At 72.9% G+C, this 15017-nt stretch carries 11 protein-coding genes; 4 read left to right on the top strand and 7 right to left on the bottom strand.

The window, feature by feature from the left end; all coding sequences use genetic code 11:
• Nucleotides 1-2 precede the first annotated feature (2 nt).
• From IPG72_12300 to IPG72_12285, 4 genes are read left to right on the top strand one after another with little or no spacing between them, the layout of a single operon-like run.
• The gene (locus IPG72_12300; GenBank protein MBK6769769.1) at nucleotides 3-1298 is read left to right on the top strand and encodes a glycosyltransferase; all 1296 of its coding nucleotides are present in this window, start codon (nucleotides 3-5) and stop codon (nucleotides 1296-1298) included.
• A complete protein-coding gene (locus IPG72_12295; protein MBK6769768.1) occupies nucleotides 1295-2632 on the top strand; it encodes a glycosyltransferase in 1338 nt (445 codons plus the stop codon). The genes IPG72_12300 and IPG72_12295 overlap by 4 nt, the downstream gene beginning before the upstream one ends.
• The gene (locus tag IPG72_12290) at nucleotides 2629-4515 is read left to right on the top strand and encodes an ABC transporter ATP-binding protein (protein MBK6769767.1); all 1887 of its coding nucleotides are present in this window, start codon (nucleotides 2629-2631) and stop codon (nucleotides 4513-4515) included. Before IPG72_12295 ends, IPG72_12290 begins: the two co-directional genes overlap by 4 nt.
• Entirely contained in the window at nucleotides 4512-7055 is a 2544-nt protein-coding gene (locus IPG72_12285; GenBank protein ID MBK6769766.1) for a phosphotransferase, read from the top strand. The genes IPG72_12290 and IPG72_12285 overlap by 4 nt, the downstream gene beginning before the upstream one ends.
• Nucleotides 7056-7099: 44 nt before the next feature.
• Here IPG72_12285 and IPG72_12280 read toward each other — a convergent pair whose 3' ends face one another.
• The 7 genes from IPG72_12280 to IPG72_12250 form a co-directional block, all read right to left on the bottom strand.
• Nucleotides 7100-7444: a nucleotidyltransferase domain-containing protein gene (locus IPG72_12280; protein MBK6769765.1), complete on the bottom strand. Its 345-nt coding sequence runs from the start codon at nucleotides 7442-7444 to the stop codon at nucleotides 7100-7102.
• Nucleotides 7437-7589: a hypothetical protein gene (locus IPG72_12275; GenBank protein MBK6769764.1), complete on the bottom strand. Its 153-nt coding sequence runs from the start codon at nucleotides 7587-7589 to the stop codon at nucleotides 7437-7439. The genes IPG72_12280 and IPG72_12275 overlap by 8 nt, the downstream gene beginning before the upstream one ends.
• A 273-nt stretch (nucleotides 7590-7862) precedes the next feature.
• Nucleotides 7863-9245, bottom strand: a complete 1383-nt coding sequence (locus IPG72_12270; protein ID MBK6769763.1) for a glycosyltransferase family 4 protein — start codon at nucleotides 9243-9245, stop codon at nucleotides 7863-7865.
• Entirely contained in the window at nucleotides 9242-11221 is a 1980-nt protein-coding gene (locus IPG72_12265; GenBank protein MBK6769762.1) for a hypothetical protein, read from the bottom strand. The genes IPG72_12270 and IPG72_12265 overlap by 4 nt, the downstream gene beginning before the upstream one ends.
• A complete protein-coding gene (locus IPG72_12260) occupies nucleotides 11221-12609 on the bottom strand; it encodes an ABC transporter ATP-binding protein (protein MBK6769761.1) in 1389 nt (462 codons plus the stop codon). Before IPG72_12260 ends, IPG72_12265 begins: the two co-directional genes overlap by 1 nt.
• Before the next feature lie 114 nt (nucleotides 12610-12723).
• Nucleotides 12724-13587: an ABC transporter permease gene (locus tag IPG72_12255; protein MBK6769760.1), complete on the bottom strand. Its 864-nt coding sequence runs from the start codon at nucleotides 13585-13587 to the stop codon at nucleotides 12724-12726.
• Nucleotides 13584-14999 carry a glycosyltransferase family 4 protein gene (locus IPG72_12250; GenBank protein ID MBK6769759.1) on the bottom strand — a complete coding sequence of 472 codons (1416 nt, stop codon included), beginning with the start codon at nucleotides 14997-14999 and terminating at the stop codon, nucleotides 13584-13586. Before IPG72_12250 ends, IPG72_12255 begins: the two co-directional genes overlap by 4 nt.
• Nucleotides 15000-15017 lie beyond the last annotated feature (18 nt).

Below are 15017 nucleotides of genomic sequence, written 5' to 3'. Positions count from 1 at the left end.
TCGTGACGAACGTGACCACAGTGACGACCGTGCCGGGTGTGTCCAGTTGGCCGAATGCGACGAAGACGGCCGCCGTGCCCGCGACCACCCGTGTCGGCTACGTCTGCAAAATGTTCCCGCGCTTCTCGGAGACGTTCATCCTCAACGAGATCCTCGAGCTCGAGCGCCAAGGCGCCGACCTCCACATCTTCAGCCTGAAGACGAATAACGAGGGCCGCTTCCACGCCGATGTCGCCCGCGTCCGGGCGCGCGTGACCTACGCCCCCGAGGCTGTCTGGGCCGGCGGCGTGCGCGACGTCGTCCGCACGCACGTCGCCGCGTGGCGCGCGGCGCCGGAAGCCTATCGCACCGTCCTCTTCGAAACGGCCCGCAAGCGGCGGCTCGGCGCCTGGAAGCGCTTCCACCAGGCGGTCTGGCTGGCGCCGCGCGTCAAGGCGGCCGGCGTGACCCACCTCCACGCGCACTTCGCGTCCAGCGCGACGTCCGTGGCGCGGATCGTGTCCCGCCTGACCGGCGTCCCGTACAGCTTCACGGCGCACGCCAAGGACATCTTTCATCAGTCCGTCGCGCCGACGGCGCTCGCGCGCAAGTTCGTCGATGCCCGTTTCAGCGTGACGGTCAGCGACTTCAACAGGGCCTACCTGGCCCACACGCCCGGCACATCGCGGCTCGTGCGGATCTACAACGGCCTCGACCTCGACGCGTTCCACCGCAACGGCCACGTCCCGCACCCGCTGCCGCTGATCCTCGGGATCGGCCGGCTCGTCGAGAAGAAGGGGTTCGATGACCTCATCCGCGCGTGTGCGATCCTCAAGGCGGAGGGCGTGCCCTTCACGTGTCAGATCATCGGCACCGGCGAGCGCGCCGCGTCGCTCACCGCGCTCGTCGCCGCGCTCGACCTGGCCGATCGCGTGACGCTGCCCGGCCCGCTGCCGCGCGCCGCGCTCATCGACCTCATCCCGCACGCCACCGCCTTCGCCGCCCCGTGCGTCGTCGGCGCCGACGGCAACCGCGACGGCCTGCCGACCGTCCTCATCGAGGCGATGGCCCTCGGCGTACCCGTCGTGGCGACGCCCGTCACCGGCATCCCGGAACTCGTCCAAGACGATGTCACCGGCCTGCTCGTGCCCGAGCGCGACCCCGAAGCCCTGGCCGCCGCCCTCAAGCTGCTCCTGGCGGATGCCCGGCTCCGCCGCCGCCTGGCCGACGCCGGCCGCGCCCGCGTCGAGGCCGCGTTCGACGTGCGGGCGAACGTCGGCCGGCTGCACATGCTGTTCGCCGAAGGCGTCGGTCGATGAACCACTCGCCGATGGACCATTCGCCGATGAACCTCCTCTACGCCTGCACGGACCCCGGCATCCCGGTCGACGGCACGAAGGGCGCCAGCATCCACGTGCGAGCGATGTGCCGCGCGTTCGCGGCGGAGGGGCACAGCGTCCACATCGCCGCCGCCCGAATCGATGCCCCGGCGCTCGTTGCGGCGTCGCCCATCGTCCTCGACGCCCGCAGCCGCCGACTCATCGAGCGCGCCAGCGGCGACCGCGCCGGCGCGCTGCGGGCCCAGCTGGCGGCCCGCGCCCTCGCGCTGTCGACGCCCGCGTGGCGCGCCGCCGGCATCGACGCCGTCTACGAGCGCTACAGCCTCTTCGGCAGCGGCGGTCAGGCGGTGGCCCGCGCCCTTGGCGTGCCGCACGTGCTCGAGGTGAACGCGCCGCTGACGCGCGAGGCCGCCCGCTACCGCGCCCTGCCGTGGCCGCGCCGCGCGCGGGCGATCGAGCGCGACGTCCTGACCGGGGCCGACGCCGTCGTTGCGGTCTCGACGCCGCTGGCCGAATGGCTCGCCGAAGTGGGCGTCGATCCCGCGCGGATCCTCGTCCTGCCCAACGGCGTCGATGCCGACGCGATGGCCGCCGCCGCACCTGAGCGGCACGCCGTGCGCGCCCGACTGCGCCTTGCCGACCGCCGTGTGATCGGCTTCGTCGGCAGCATCCGGCCGTGGCACGGCGTCGGCGACGTGTTGGACGCGTTCGCCCGGGTGGCGGCGGACGATCCGGCCGCATGCCTCCTCATCGTCGGCGACGGTCCGGCGCTGCCGACCCTCGAGGCGCGCGCCGTCGAGCTCGGGCTCCGGCACCGCGTGCGCTTCACGGGGTCCGTGCCGCACGAGGACGTGCCGGCGCTGCTGGCGGCGTGCGACGTGGCGGTGGCGCCCTACGCCGCGGACGCCGAGGATTACTTCTCCCCTCTCAAGCTGTTCGAGTACCTCGCCGCCGGCCTGCCGACGGTCGCCGCGGACATCCCCCCGGTGCGCGCGGTGGTCGACGACGGGCGGACGGCGAGGCTCTACCCGGCCGGCGACGTCGCCGCGATGGCTTCAGCGCTCGCGGCGGTGCTCGCCGCCCCGCAGGCAGCCAGGGCGATGGGCGCCGCCGGGCGGGCCGACGTGATCGCCCGCCACACCTGGCGGCACAACGCGCAGGCGGTGCTGGCGCGATTGGCACGGTTGTCGATCCACGAGGGGTCGACCGAAGCGGGTGGAGCGACTGGAACGGATGTGGCATGTGTCGCCGATGCCGCGACGCGTCGCACATCGTCGACCCGAGGCGCCGACGCCTGCCGGGTGGCGGCGTGAGCGCCGTCACTCGCGCGCTGGCGCGGCAGGCCGAGGGGCTCACGGCGGCGGGCGGGGCGATCTGGCAGCTGCGGGACGAGCTCCGCCCGCATCGGAAGCGGCTTGGGCTGGCGTTCGCGGCCAGCCTGGCCTACACGGCGCTGCAGATGCTCGAGCCGTGGCCGCTGAAGGTCGTGCTGGACAACGTGATCGGCGGGCGGCCGATGGGGCCGTGGCTGCAAGGGCTGGGGCTGGCGGGAGCGGACGGGCGCACGCTCGTGGCCGTCTGCGCCGCGGCGATCGTCGTGACCGCCGTGGCGCGCGGGTTCCTGTACCAGGCGGAGAGCCTGCTGGCGGCCCGCGTCGGCCAGTCGGTCGTCGCGCACATGCGACAAAGGGTGTTCAACCACCTCCTGCGGCTGCCGGTGGCCTACCACATCCGCGCCGCCACGGGCGATCTGCTCACGCGGCTGACAAGCGACATGATGCTCCTGCGCGAACTCCTCGTCGGCGCCCTGAGCGACCTTCTGAGCGAGGGCATCGTCCTGATCGGCTTCCTCGTGGTCATGTTCGTCCTGGACTGGCGATTGGCGCTGGCGGCCACAGCGATGACGCCGCTCCTGTTCGGCCTGCTGTCCGTCTTCAGCACCCGCATCCGCGCCGCGGCCCAGAAGCAGCGCCGCAAGGAGGGCCAGCTGGCCAGCCAGATGCACGAGGTGCTCTCCGGGATCCACGTGGTCCAGATGTTCACCGGTGAGGACGCCGCGCTGGCCCGGCTGGACAAGACGAACCGCCAGAGCGTCGAGAGCGGCCTCGTCTCGGCGCGGCTCGAGGCCAAGCTGAACCGCGCCGTCGAGACGACGCTGGCCGTGGCGATGGCGACGACGGTCGGCTACGGCGCGTTGCGCGTCCAGGCCGGTGCGCTCACGCCGGGCGAGCTCGTCGTCTTCGCGAGCTACCTGCGCAGCTTCTACAAGCCGCTCAAGCGGATCGCCCGGATCGCCGAACGGTCGAGCAAGGCGGCGACGTGCGTGGACCGGATCACCGAGCTGCTCGACGTGACCTCCGACGTCCCCGACGGGCACGTCGCGGTCGACCGGCTGCGCGGCGACATCGCGTTCGAGGGCGTCGGGCACGCCTACACCGCCGGCACGCCGGTCCTGCGGGCCGTCGACCGCACGGTGCGGGCCGGCCAGACGGTGGCCCTCGTCGGCCTCTCCGGCGCCGGCAAGTCGACGCTCCTCGGCCTGATCCCGCGCCTGTACGACCCGACGGAGGGCCGGCTGGTCATCGACGGCCGGGATGTACGGGACTACACGCTGGCCTCGCTGCGTGCCCAGATCGCCGTCGTGCCGCAAGACGGGGTCCTGTTCGCCGGGACCGTCCAGGACAACATCGCCTTCGGCCGGCCGGACGCCTCGTTCGCCGAGATCGTGGCGGCGGCCGAGGCGGCGTGCATCCACGGCTTCATCAGCGGCCTGCCGGACGGCTACCAGACGCCCGTCGGCGAGCGCGGCCTGACGCTCTCGGGCGGCCAGCGCCAGCGGATCGCGATCGCCCGCGCGCTCGTCCGCAACGCGCCGATCGTCCTGCTGGACGAGCCGACGACCGGCCTCGACGCCGAGTCAGAAGCCGCCGTCCTGACCGCGATCGACCGCCTGCTCGTCGGCCGGACGGCCCTCGTGATCGCCCACCGACTGTCGACGGTGCAGGCGGCCGACGCGATCTGGGTGGTGGAGGGCGGGCGGATCGCAGCCAGCGGGACGCACGACGAGCTGCTGGCCGGGAACGCCCGGTACCGCGGCCTGTACGCGCTGCAGTCGCGGGCGACGGTCGCGCGTCCGGCCGAGCCGCGCGCGGCGGCAGCGCCTGGTGCTGACCTGAGGTTGGAGGCGGCTCGATGAAGCCCGATGCCGCCCTGTCCTGCCTGCCCGCGGCGTTCGACGCCGACGCCCTGGCGGACGCGATCGCCCGCGGCTGGGCGCCCGCCCTCGCCCGTGAAGTCGCTGTCCAGGGGTTCACGCCGTCCTGGGTCCGCTACAAGCCGGGCGTAAGCTGCATCGTCCGCGGCGAGCTGCGCTGCCAAGGGGGCGATGCGGCCACGGGCGGCTCGGGCGACGGCGGCGCGGTCACCACCTGGGCCACGATCACGCTGCACGCCGACGGTCGCGACGCCACGGTGGCGCGTCCCGGCGGCCGCCTGTCGCGGCTGTCCGAACGGGCGTTCGAGCTGCACGGCGGCCCGGAGGAACGGTTCGCGCACCTTGCGTCCATCGGCGCCGTGCTCCAAGTCGCGCCCGTCGACCGCAAGGTGCCGTGGCTCGTCGAAGCGATGGCGCCCGGTGTGATGGCGCGGGCGCTCGGCCACGACCCGGCCACCGCGGGCAACCTCGCGATCGAACTCGTCCGGCACGTGCCGGAGCGCAAGGGCGTGCTGCGGATCGTCGGGGCTCCAGGCGGCGACGATGCGGCCTACGCCAAGATCCACACCCGGCGCGACGCGGCCCGGCTCGGCAACCTGCAGCGCGCGCTGCAGGCGCGCAGCCTTCCGGTCGGCGCGCTGCTGGCGGTCGACGCCGCGCGCCACATGACGGTCGTCGGGGCGGTTCCCGGGCGGACGCTGCGCGAGCTGCGGGCACTCGACGTCGACGCCAGCGGGGACCGTTCCGTCTGGACGGCCGCGGCGGTGGCCGCCGTCGGCCGGCTGCACGCGCTCCCGGCGACGTGCCGCGTGGCGACCTCGCTGCCCCGCCGCTCGGCGGACGACGAGGCGGACGCCGTGCGCGCAGCGGGGGCATACATCGACGCGCTCCTGCCGTCCTCATCGCCCATCGCCGGCCGCTTGGCCGAACGGGTCGCTGCGGCGATCGCCGCGAGCACGTGGCGCGCCCGGATCGTCCACGGCGACTGGTACGACAGGCAGGTCCTCGTCGGCGGCGGCGGCGCCTTCCTCATCGACCTCGACGACGCGGCGATCGGCGAACCCGCGTTCGACCACGGGACGTTCGTGGCGCACTACGGCGCCTGGGCGGCCGAGGCATCCGTCGCGACCGGCGCCGCCGGCCGCGGCGCGGCGCGGCGAGCGCAGGCGACGACGGACGCGGCGCGGGACATCGTCCGGACGCTCGTCGGCGCCACGGACCCGACCGCCGTTCGGCTGCTGCCGCTCTTCGAGGCCGCGGCGCTCCTCCGGCTGGCGATCCACCCGTTCCGCCGGCTCGACCCGCACTGGCCGACGGCGGTCGCCGCGATCGTGGCGGCGGCCGAGGCGCGGTTCGCGGAGCACGGCCGCAGCCGGCATGCGACGACGATCGTGTCGTCCGTCCCACCCATCGCGCCGCCGCCGGTGCCCGTGGACCCGACGCTGCCGACGCTGGCGCTGGCGGTCAGCCCGAACCACATCACGGCTGCGCTGCGCACCCTCGGCCAAGGCGAGGCGCGCGTGACGACGGCCAGCGTCGTGCGCCACAAGCCGGGCCGCCGGTGCCTGGTCCGGTACGACGTCGCCGACCTCGAACGCGACGCACCAGGCGCGGGTCGTACGCCTATCGCCAGTGGTGCGTCCGTCGCCGGTGGTGCGCCTATCGCCAATGGTTCGCCCGCGGCCGGCGGTGCGTCCGCGGCCCCGACGAACCCCTCGACCGTCCTGTTCGGGAAGCTCTTCGCCAGCGCGCGTGGCCCGCGCGTCCTGGCAGCGCACGCCCACTTGCATGCGGCCCAGCGCGCCGACGGCCCGCGGCTGCCCGAGCCGCTCGGCTACCTGGACGACGCGCGGGTGGTTCTGCTCGGCGCCGTGCCCGGCGTGCCCGTGACGGCGCGCCTGCGCGCGGGCGACCTCGCGTTGGCCGCGCGGATCGGCGCCGCGCTCGGCGCGCTGCATGTGTCGCCCGCGCCGCTCGAGCGACGGCATAATCCGGCGGACGAGCTGGCACCGCTGGCCGCACGCGTCGCACGCCTGGCCGCCGCGGATGCGCGGCTTGGGCGGCGGGCGTCGGCGGCGCTCGAACAACTCGGGTCGCTTGCCCCGGGCCCGCACGCCTGGCGGCTCCAGCCGGTGCACCGCGACCTGCATCCGGAACAGGTGCTCGTCGCCCCCGATGGCCGGATCGGCTTCGTCGATCTCGATGACGCCGCGCTGAGCGAGCCGGCGCTCGACGTCGGGAACTTCATCGCGCACTTGGTGTGGCTCGGCTGCCAGACGCCCACCGGAGCGGCACGGCTGCGGGGCGCGGCGCTGGCTTTCAGGCGCGCCCACGCCGCGGTCGACCCGCGCATCGACCCGGCGGTGATGCGCTGGTGCGAAGCGGCGGCGCTGTTGCGGCTGGCGGATGTGCACCTGGCGGCGGGGGGGGTGCCGTTGGCGGCGGCGTTGGTGACGGCCAGCGCGGCGCGGTTGGGGGCGGGGGCGGGGGCTGGAGAAAGGGTCCATCCTCCGCGAGGTTGATCAAGTCAACCGGGGCCTCGATCCCGTGGCTTTGCGTACAGGCGCTACGCGCTCGCGCCGGACCGCACGACCGAGGCGCCGCGGTCGATTCGCTCCCCGAACTCGCCAGATACGGCGGCCCGTTCGACGATGTCGACGCGGAAGGGCAGCATTGACTCCGTGAGATCCGAGGCAAGGCGTGCCAGCACGACCACTGGCAGGCGCGTGTTGCCGAGAATCGCGAGGTCCAGATCGGACCAAGGCTTGGCCGCGCCGATTGTCCGCGAGCCGAAGGCCACGACGGTGCGGTCGGGGATGTGGCGGGCGAGGATCGCCCGCAGGAGAGCGAGGTGAGCGGGGGCGACGTCCAGGGTAGTGGCCTGGCGTTGGGTGACCTGAATGTCAGGCATCGTTGCGTGCCTCCAGCTGCTCGAGCAGGCGGCGGGCGGCGTCGCGCAGCTCCTCGTCGTCCGGCGCGCTGCGCGAGCGCTCGCAGCCACGATCGAGGCCGGCGAGCGCCCGACGGAGCGATGTGAGGTCGAGGGGCGGGGTCATCGCACGTCCATGGGGCGATGACGCCAGATGATGGGGGGTGGGGGAAACGGGCAGACGTGCCAAGGCAGGCGTACGAACGGTCCTCGAAGCGCGTCGCCAGGATGTGAATCACGATGCAATGTGGAATCGTTCCCAAAAGCAACATTGAGTCCCGACAAGAATCACCATAGCGTCCGGTCACGTTTCTATGTTGCTCTTCGTCGCGCTTCTATGTTGCGTTTCCATACGGTGCAATGTGCTTCCGCCGGCACTGCCCTCAGGCCTATACCCGCCTCACCGCCCCCGCCGAACCCATCGCACGTACCGCACCCCCTCCTCCACCAGCGCCAACACCCCCCCCTCCCGCACGATCTCCACCGCCCGCCGCGGGAGCCCCGCCACCGGCGTCGCCGCCCCCCGGCCCGCCAGCACGTCGCCCATCGGCCGATCGGCCGCCCGCACCGGTGCGGCGGCGAAGCGGGCCAGCGGCGCCGTCGCGGCCGACCACGTCATCGACGCGCGCACGCGCTCGAAGGCCGCGGCGTACGCCGCGCGCCCGCGGGTCGCGTCGCCCCTCGCTGCGGCGGCATCGACGACGGCCAGCATCCGGCGCAGGGCGGCGGCCGCGGCGCCGACGTCGTTGGGCGGTACGACCTCGCCGAGGCCCTCGCGCCGCACGACGTCCGCGAGCACGTCGCCGTCCGTGACGAGCATCGGCAGGCCGGACCAGATGCAGTCCAGCAGGCGCGTGCGGTAGGCGTAGCGCGTTTCGACGTGCGGCAGGTGGGTGCTGACGGCGAGGTCGGCTTCCAGCAGGTAGCCGGCGCGGGCGTCGTAGTCCACCCAGCCGTCGTTGAACAGGACGATGTGGTCCAAGAGGCCGAGGTCGCGGGCGAGGGCCACGGCCTGGTCGGCCATCGTCTGCTTCGGGCGATAGAGGCTCGGCGTGCGCGTGCCCATGAAGTACAGCCGGACGTCGTCGCGCTCGGCGGCGACGGCGGCGACGGCGCGGATCAACGTCAGCGGGTCGAACCAGTCCCAGATGCCGCCGCCCCACAGCAGGATGCGGTCATCCGGGCCGACGTGCGGGTGGACGCCGCGGAGGACGGGCGTCGTCGGTACGGCGGGCGGCGTGTCGGGCAGGCCGAAGGGCAGGAGGTCGATGAGGTGGCGCAGGTCGGCGCCGCCGTCGTAGATCGGCGGGTTGATCCGACCGACGGCCGTCAGGCAGCCGAGCCAGTAATCGCGCTGGATCTCGGAGGCGCAGACGAAGAAGTCCCCTCGCTTGAGCTGATCGACGAGCGCGGCCAGGTCCGTCTCGTGGCCTCTCCGGCGGCCCGACGGCGTGTCGTGGACGCGGGCATGGAGGTTCTCGAGGACGAACGGGTCGTAGAGGTCGACGACGATCGGGATGTCGAGCGCGGCCAGGAACGGGTACTGGGCGAGGGTGAGGCCTTGGATGAAGATCGACGTCGCGCCCGCGGCGGCTGCCCGCAGCGCCTCGCCGCGGACGTCGTAGCCGATGCTCGGGAACGGCAGATCGAGCGCGACCTCGCCCGGTGCGGCCAGCGTCACCGGGAGGCCGCGTGCGTGGAGGGCGCGGGCGATCTCGAGGGCGCGGATGCTCGGGCCGGCCATGCGGGGGGCGATGCGGTCGCCGGCGATGATGAGGGTCATGGGGCTTGGTCCACGGGCGGCGGCCCAAGGCCCTCACCCCCCGAGCCTCCCCCCCACGCCGCCACCCACACCGACGCCCCATCCTCGTCGTACACCATGCGCCACCCCGCCGCTTCGAGCTTGCCCGCCGTCAGCGTCTTCGCCGTTGGGCCCACATAGGCCCACTCCACGCCTTCTCGCTGCAGCCGCGCGACGGTGTCCGGCGCCCCGAGGTCGGCGGCGACGGCCTTCGCCAGATCGACCGTCCGCTGGCGATAGTCCGGCTCGACGGTCAGCTCATGGCCGATCGGCAGGGGCGGGATCGTGCAGGCGCGGTCGGCGAGGACGGGCAGCCACCAGCCGCCGTCCTCGCCGAGGACCACGGTGTCGCCGTACGTCGGCTGGCCGCTGGCGAGGAAGACGGCGTCGGCGGGGGTGTGGTCGCGGACCCACGCCAGGGCGCGCTCGTCGGCGGGGGTGGCGATGATGCGGTCAGGCTGGATGACATCGCGCTGGCGATAGCCGAGGACGGCGGCGAGGGCGACGGATGCCGCGATGCCAACGGTCGTCGCGGTGCCGCGGGCCCCCTCCCTGGCTGACTTTGCCAGCCTGTCCCTCCCCCAATGCTGGGGGAGGGACCCTGCGGACAGGATGTCCAATGTCAGCGCCGCGGCGGCGCCGATGGCCAATGCGGCGGGCACGTACAGCCCGATCAGGACCGTGAAGTCCTTCAGCGGCCCGGTGATCGCCAGCCCGAACGCCTGCGGGTAGGACGCGGCCACGAGGCCGATGATCCAGACCGTCGCCACAGCCACGGTGCGGTCCCGCCGCGCCAGGCCGACGGCGAGCGCAATGCCCGTGACAGCCGTCAGGCCGACGCCGACCCACTGGCCGAAGTGCTCGACGACGTAGGCAAGCGTCACCGCGCCCCACACTGCGCCGGGCAGCTCGGTGCTGACGAGCGCGGCCGCGTTCCGATCGAGGTTGCCGGCAAGGAAGCGCGGCAGCCACGGCAGCGCGAGGACGACGGCGGCCAGCGCGACGACGACGAGGCGCCCGAACGATGCCCGCCGCTGCGCCCAGCCTGCGCCGCCGTCCACCAACCACCACGCGCCGACCGCGACGACGAAGAACACGAGCACGACGTAGTGCGTGAGCGCGAGTCCGGCGACGATGACCGCGGCCGCGATCATCCGCCCCACCGCCCGCCGCCGGCCGAGCGTATCGTCGTCCGCGGCCAGCCGGCACGGTTCGCGCGCCGCGAGCACCGCCATGCCGAGCGCGGCCGGCAGCACCACCTGTCCCGCCAGCTGCGTGTAGCGGCCCCACGTCAGGTACGTGCCGGGCATCGGGCCGAGGCCGCCGACGACGACGGCTGCCGCGACGCCGGCCCAGCGGCGGCCCGTGAGGAGCGTCGTCAGGCCGGCGACGGTCAGCGCTTGGAGGACCATCAGCGTTTGGCCGACGACGATCACCGCGCGGTGAACCTCGATGCCGGTGAGGGAGGCGACGGCCGCGACGATGCTGTGGAAGCCGAAGTGGTAGCTGAACGTCGAGAGCGGCGCGAGCGGCAGCCAGTCGGCCGGGAGGCCGTGGTGGCGGACGAAGAGGTCGGCGATCATCGTGTGGTGGACGCTGTCGGCCCAGACCGGGATGGCGATGGTGCGTGCCGCGTACCAGCGGGCGATGAGTTGGACGAAGAGGACGAGGACGAGGGCGAGGGTCGCGGGGGCCGGCGGCCTGAGGGTCCCGGCCCCCGCGACCATCGCTCCCAACAATACGACCCCCCACGTCACCGGCCCGATCCCAACCCCAATCGTCGCCGCCCACAGGTACACCACCGGCACCACCGCCAGCCCTACCCCCGCCGCCACCCCTACCCGCGCCACGACATCGCGCGGCCCCGCCCCGCACACGCGCAACAGCGCCAAACCTGGCGCGATCGCGATCAGGACGGTCGCGGCGACGGCGACGGCAGTGGCGAGCGTTGTTGGCATCAGCGTTCGTCGCCCCGATCCCCCGCCCGATGTGTCCACGCCGCATCGAGCGCGAGCAGCCCAAAGCGCTCGCGGATGTCGCCGGCGCGGACGCGCATCGGGAAGCGGCGGTGGTGGTGGTCGTAGGCGTGGGACAGCGCGTCGTCGTAGCACGCGGCGGAGAGCTCGTAGTTGCCCTCGAGCAGCGTCAGCCGGTCGATGCGGACGTCGATCGTTCCCGGACCGTCGATGTAGGGAATCGACAACCCGGCGTCGCGCGTGTTGGGGCCGGAGACGTGCGTGCCGTCGTCGCGGTGGACGGCGATGCCGAAGACGGGGTGGTCGATCCGGCGGTGGGCGACGTAGTGGAGGCGGATCGTGAGGGGCTGGCCGGTCAGGACGATCGGGTGGGGGGTGCCGTCGGGGCCGAGGACCTCGACGTCGGCGATCTCGACCTCGCCGCTGCCGAAGCGGTCGGGGGAGGTGGGGGGGCGGGGTGGGGAGGTCGGCGAGGGGGGCACGGCATGCCGTGCCCCTACACGGCCGGTGGTTGGGGCGCCGGTGTCGGCGTGGGGCGACGTGGGGGCGGAGGCGTCGGCCGCGGCTTCGGCTGCCGCTTCGGCTGCCGCTTCGGCCGCTGCTTCCGCCTCCAGGCGCGCCTCCTCGCGCGCGACCATGCTGCGGTAGTAGCCCTGCAGCACGTCGTCGCACGAGCCGTCCGCTTGGATGACGCCGTCCTCGAGCCAGATCGCGCGGTCGCAGAGTTCGCGGACGGCCTCGGTGTCGTGGCTCACGAGGAGGATCGTGACGCCGGACTTGCGCAGGGACGTGATCCGCTCGCGGCACTTGTGCTGGAAAGCCTGATCGCCCACGGCCAGGATCTCGTCGATCAGCAGGATCTCGGCGTCCAGGTGGATGGCCGTGGCGAAGCCGAGGCGCATGTACATGCCGGACGAGTAGTGCTTCACCGGCACGTCGATGAAGCGCTCGAGCTCGCTGAAGGCCACGATCGCGTCGAAGCGGCGGCTCATGTCGCGCCGTCCGAGGCCGAGCAGCGAGCCGTTCAAGTACACGTTCTCGCGGCCGGTCAGGTCAGGGTGGAAGCCGGCGCCGAGCTCGAGCAGCGCCGCGACGCGCCCGCTGACCTCGACCCGCCCGGCGGACGGCTCGACGATCCGCGCCACAAGCTTGAGGGCCGTGCTCTTTCCGGTTCCGTTCGGCCCGACGAGCCCGACGGCCGTGCCGGGCGCGACGTCGAACGAGACGTCGTCGAGCGCCACGAGGACGTCTCGTTCGGCCGCGGCGGTCCGGCGGAAGACGCGGACGAACGCCTCCTGGAAGCTGCGCGGCCGGTCGTGGGCGATGACGAACGACTTCGTGACGCCCTCGAAGCGGATCGCACCGCTCATCGTGCCGTTCCTTGCGGCGCGCTTCGTGATCGCCGCGCAGCGGACCGTGCCGCTCCACGGGGCGCCCACCGGCCCACGCATCGAGCCGAGCAAGCCCTTGCGATGTGGCCCACGCTATACCTCTTCCCCGAACCGGCCAGACCGCCGCGCGAACGCCCAATAGCCGATGGCCAGGATCGCGAAGGCCGTCAGGGCGGTGCGGAGCAGGAAGAGCGCGTCGGGGGCGCTCGGCGGGCCGTCGGGCGAGCCGTACAGGACGGTGCGGTAGTTGGCCACGAGCGTGCCCATCGGGTTGAGGATGTAGGCCAGGCGGCCGGTCTCGATCGGCCAGCCGACGATGTGGATCACGCGGTTGAACGCGCCATAGTCGTAGAAGATCGGGGTGCCGAAGAACCAGGCCAACAGCACGACCTCCATGATCTTGGCGGTGTCGCGGTAGTAGACGTTGGCGCACGAGAGCAGGAAGACGATGCCGAGCGTGAAGACGGCCTGGATGGCGATGATCACGGGCAGCCAGAGGGCATGGATCGTCAGCGGGATGTCCCACAGCACGAGCATGGCGATGAGCACGGGCAGCGCGAACAGGAAGTTCACGAGCTCGCCGAGGACGACGCCGACCGGCAGGACCTCACGCGGAAAGTAGACCTTGTTGATCAGCGATGCGTTCCCGACGACGCACCCGACGCCGCCCGCCACGCTCATGCTGAACCAGTTCCAGGGCAGCAATCCCGTCAGCACGAAGAGGTGGAACGCACGGTCGACAGACGGGCTCTGCATCACGCCGAAGATCACGTAGAACACGAGCATCATCAGCAGCGGGCTGGCCAGCGACCACAGGACGCCGAGCACCGAGTTCTTGTAGCGCACCTTGAGGTCGCGGATCACGAGGTTGCCGACGAGATGGCGGTAGGCCCAGAGCTCGCGCAGGCGGTGGGCGAGGGGGCGATCCTGGTGTGGGAGGTTCGTGTGGGGGGTCATTTGGGGGGTGAGGAGGGTGTGTTCGACGGACGGACTGAGGGCCTCTCAGGCCGTCGGCCTTCAGCTCTCTCCACCCGACGGCCTAAGGCCCTCTCCCCCCGACCCCCTCCCCCAAGTCTGGGGGAGGGGGAGGATGCTTCGCGGGGGGGGAGAGCGGGAGACGAGGGATGGGCGTCCATGCGTTGGCCGTGACCGCCCGCGCCGACTCTTCGGTAGACGTCGACGAGTGTTTCTCCTGCCCGCGCCCAGTCATACCCCTCAACCGCGCGGGCGCGCAGTCGTTCGCCCGTCGCGCGGGCGCCGGCGGGGTCGGCCAAGGTGTCGAGGATGCGGGTGGCGAAGGCATCGGGGTCGGCGAACGGGGCGGCGAAGAGGCCGTCGTCGCCCAGGTACTCGCGGTTGACGGGGGTGTCGAACGTCACCGTCGGGAGCGCCATCGCCATGTAGTTCAGCAGCTTGCCGCTGCCCTCGGTCGTGCTGATCTTGGGCGCCACGGCGATGTCGCCGAGCGCCAGGTGGGCCGGCGCCTGGTCGTACGGGATGCGGCCCGTGAAGAGGATGCGCCCGTGCAGGCCGAGCTGCTCGGCGCGGCGGGCGTACCACTCCGTGCCGGGGTAGCCCATCACCAGGAAGCGCACGTCGGGCCGTGCGTCGATGACCTTGCGGGCGGCGTGGAGCAGGACGTTGGTGCCCTGATGGCGCGCCAGCAGGCCGAGGTAGACGACGATCGGCGCCGCCTCCGGCAGGCCGAGGGCGCGGCGGGCGGCGGCGCGCTCGGCGGGCGTCAGGACGTCGGGGCGGAACGTGGCGGCGTTCACGCAGTCCGGCAGGGCGACGATCCGCGCGCGCGGCACATCGAAGTCATCGATGAGGTGCTCGGTGGCGAAAGCCGTGCTCGTCACGATCGCTTCCGGCCGGTGGTCGATCCGCCGCTCGAGCCAGCGTGCGGCCGCCTGCCAGCGGCCGCCCTCGCGGACGAAGCCGTGATCCACCATCTCGCCCGAAAGGCTGCCCTGGAAGTCGAAGACGATCGGCCGCCGCACGAGCCGCGCCACCGCGCCGCCGATCAGCGCGCCCTCGTGCAGGTGGCCGTGAATCACGTCAGGGCGGAAGGCGAGCGCGCTCTGGAGCACGCGCGCGGACAGCAGGACGTCGAACGCCAGCTTGTGCCGCGACGAGCCGACCTCGTAGCGCTCCCGCCACGGGATCGGCAGGCAGCGCTGGACGGTCAGCCCTGGCACGTCGTTGCCGTTGTGGTACGTGACGATGCGCACGTGGTGCCCCATCGCCTGCAGCGTGCGGGCCTCCTCGAGAATCCGCACGTGGCAGCCGTAGTCGCCGAAGAACGACGTCGGGGCGACCATGAGGACGCGGTAGGACGAGGGGGCGGGGGGTGGGGCGGTTGCGGTCACGGCGGGATTGTACCGCGT

This window comes from Candidatus Avedoeria danica (genome assembly GCA_016703025.1).
GTDB classification, from domain to species: Bacteria; Chloroflexota; Anaerolineae; order Epilineales; family Epilineaceae; genus Avedoeria; species Avedoeria danica.
This window is presented reverse-complemented; position numbering and strand designations above follow the sequence as displayed.

Bases quoted from the DNA above. Each gene is read 5' to 3' on its own strand.
- IPG72_12295 (MBK6769768.1), top strand. From the start codon at position 1,295: ATGAACCACTCGCCGATGGACCATTCGCCGATGAACCTCCTCTACGCC.
- IPG72_12285 (MBK6769766.1), top strand. From the start codon at position 4,512: ATGAAGCCCGATGCCGCCCTGTCCTGCCTGCCCGCGGCGTTCGACGCC.
- IPG72_12280 (MBK6769765.1), bottom strand. From the start codon at position 7,444: ATGCCTGACATTCAGGTCACCCAACGCCAGGCCACTACCCTGGACGTC.
- IPG72_12275 (MBK6769764.1), bottom strand. From the start codon at position 7,589: ATGACCCCGCCCCTCGACCTCACATCGCTCCGTCGGGCGCTCGCCGGC.
- IPG72_12270 (MBK6769763.1), bottom strand. From the start codon at position 9,245: ATGACCCTCATCATCGCCGGCGACCGCATCGCCCCCCGCATGGCCGGC.
- IPG72_12265 (MBK6769762.1), bottom strand. From the start codon at position 11,221: ATGCCAACAACGCTCGCCACTGCCGTCGCCGTCGCCGCGACCGTCCTG.
- IPG72_12260 (MBK6769761.1), bottom strand. From the start codon at position 12,609: ATGAGCGGTGCGATCCGCTTCGAGGGCGTCACGAAGTCGTTCGTCATC.
- IPG72_12255 (MBK6769760.1), bottom strand. From the start codon at position 13,587: ATGACCCCCCACACGAACCTCCCACACCAGGATCGCCCCCTCGCCCAC.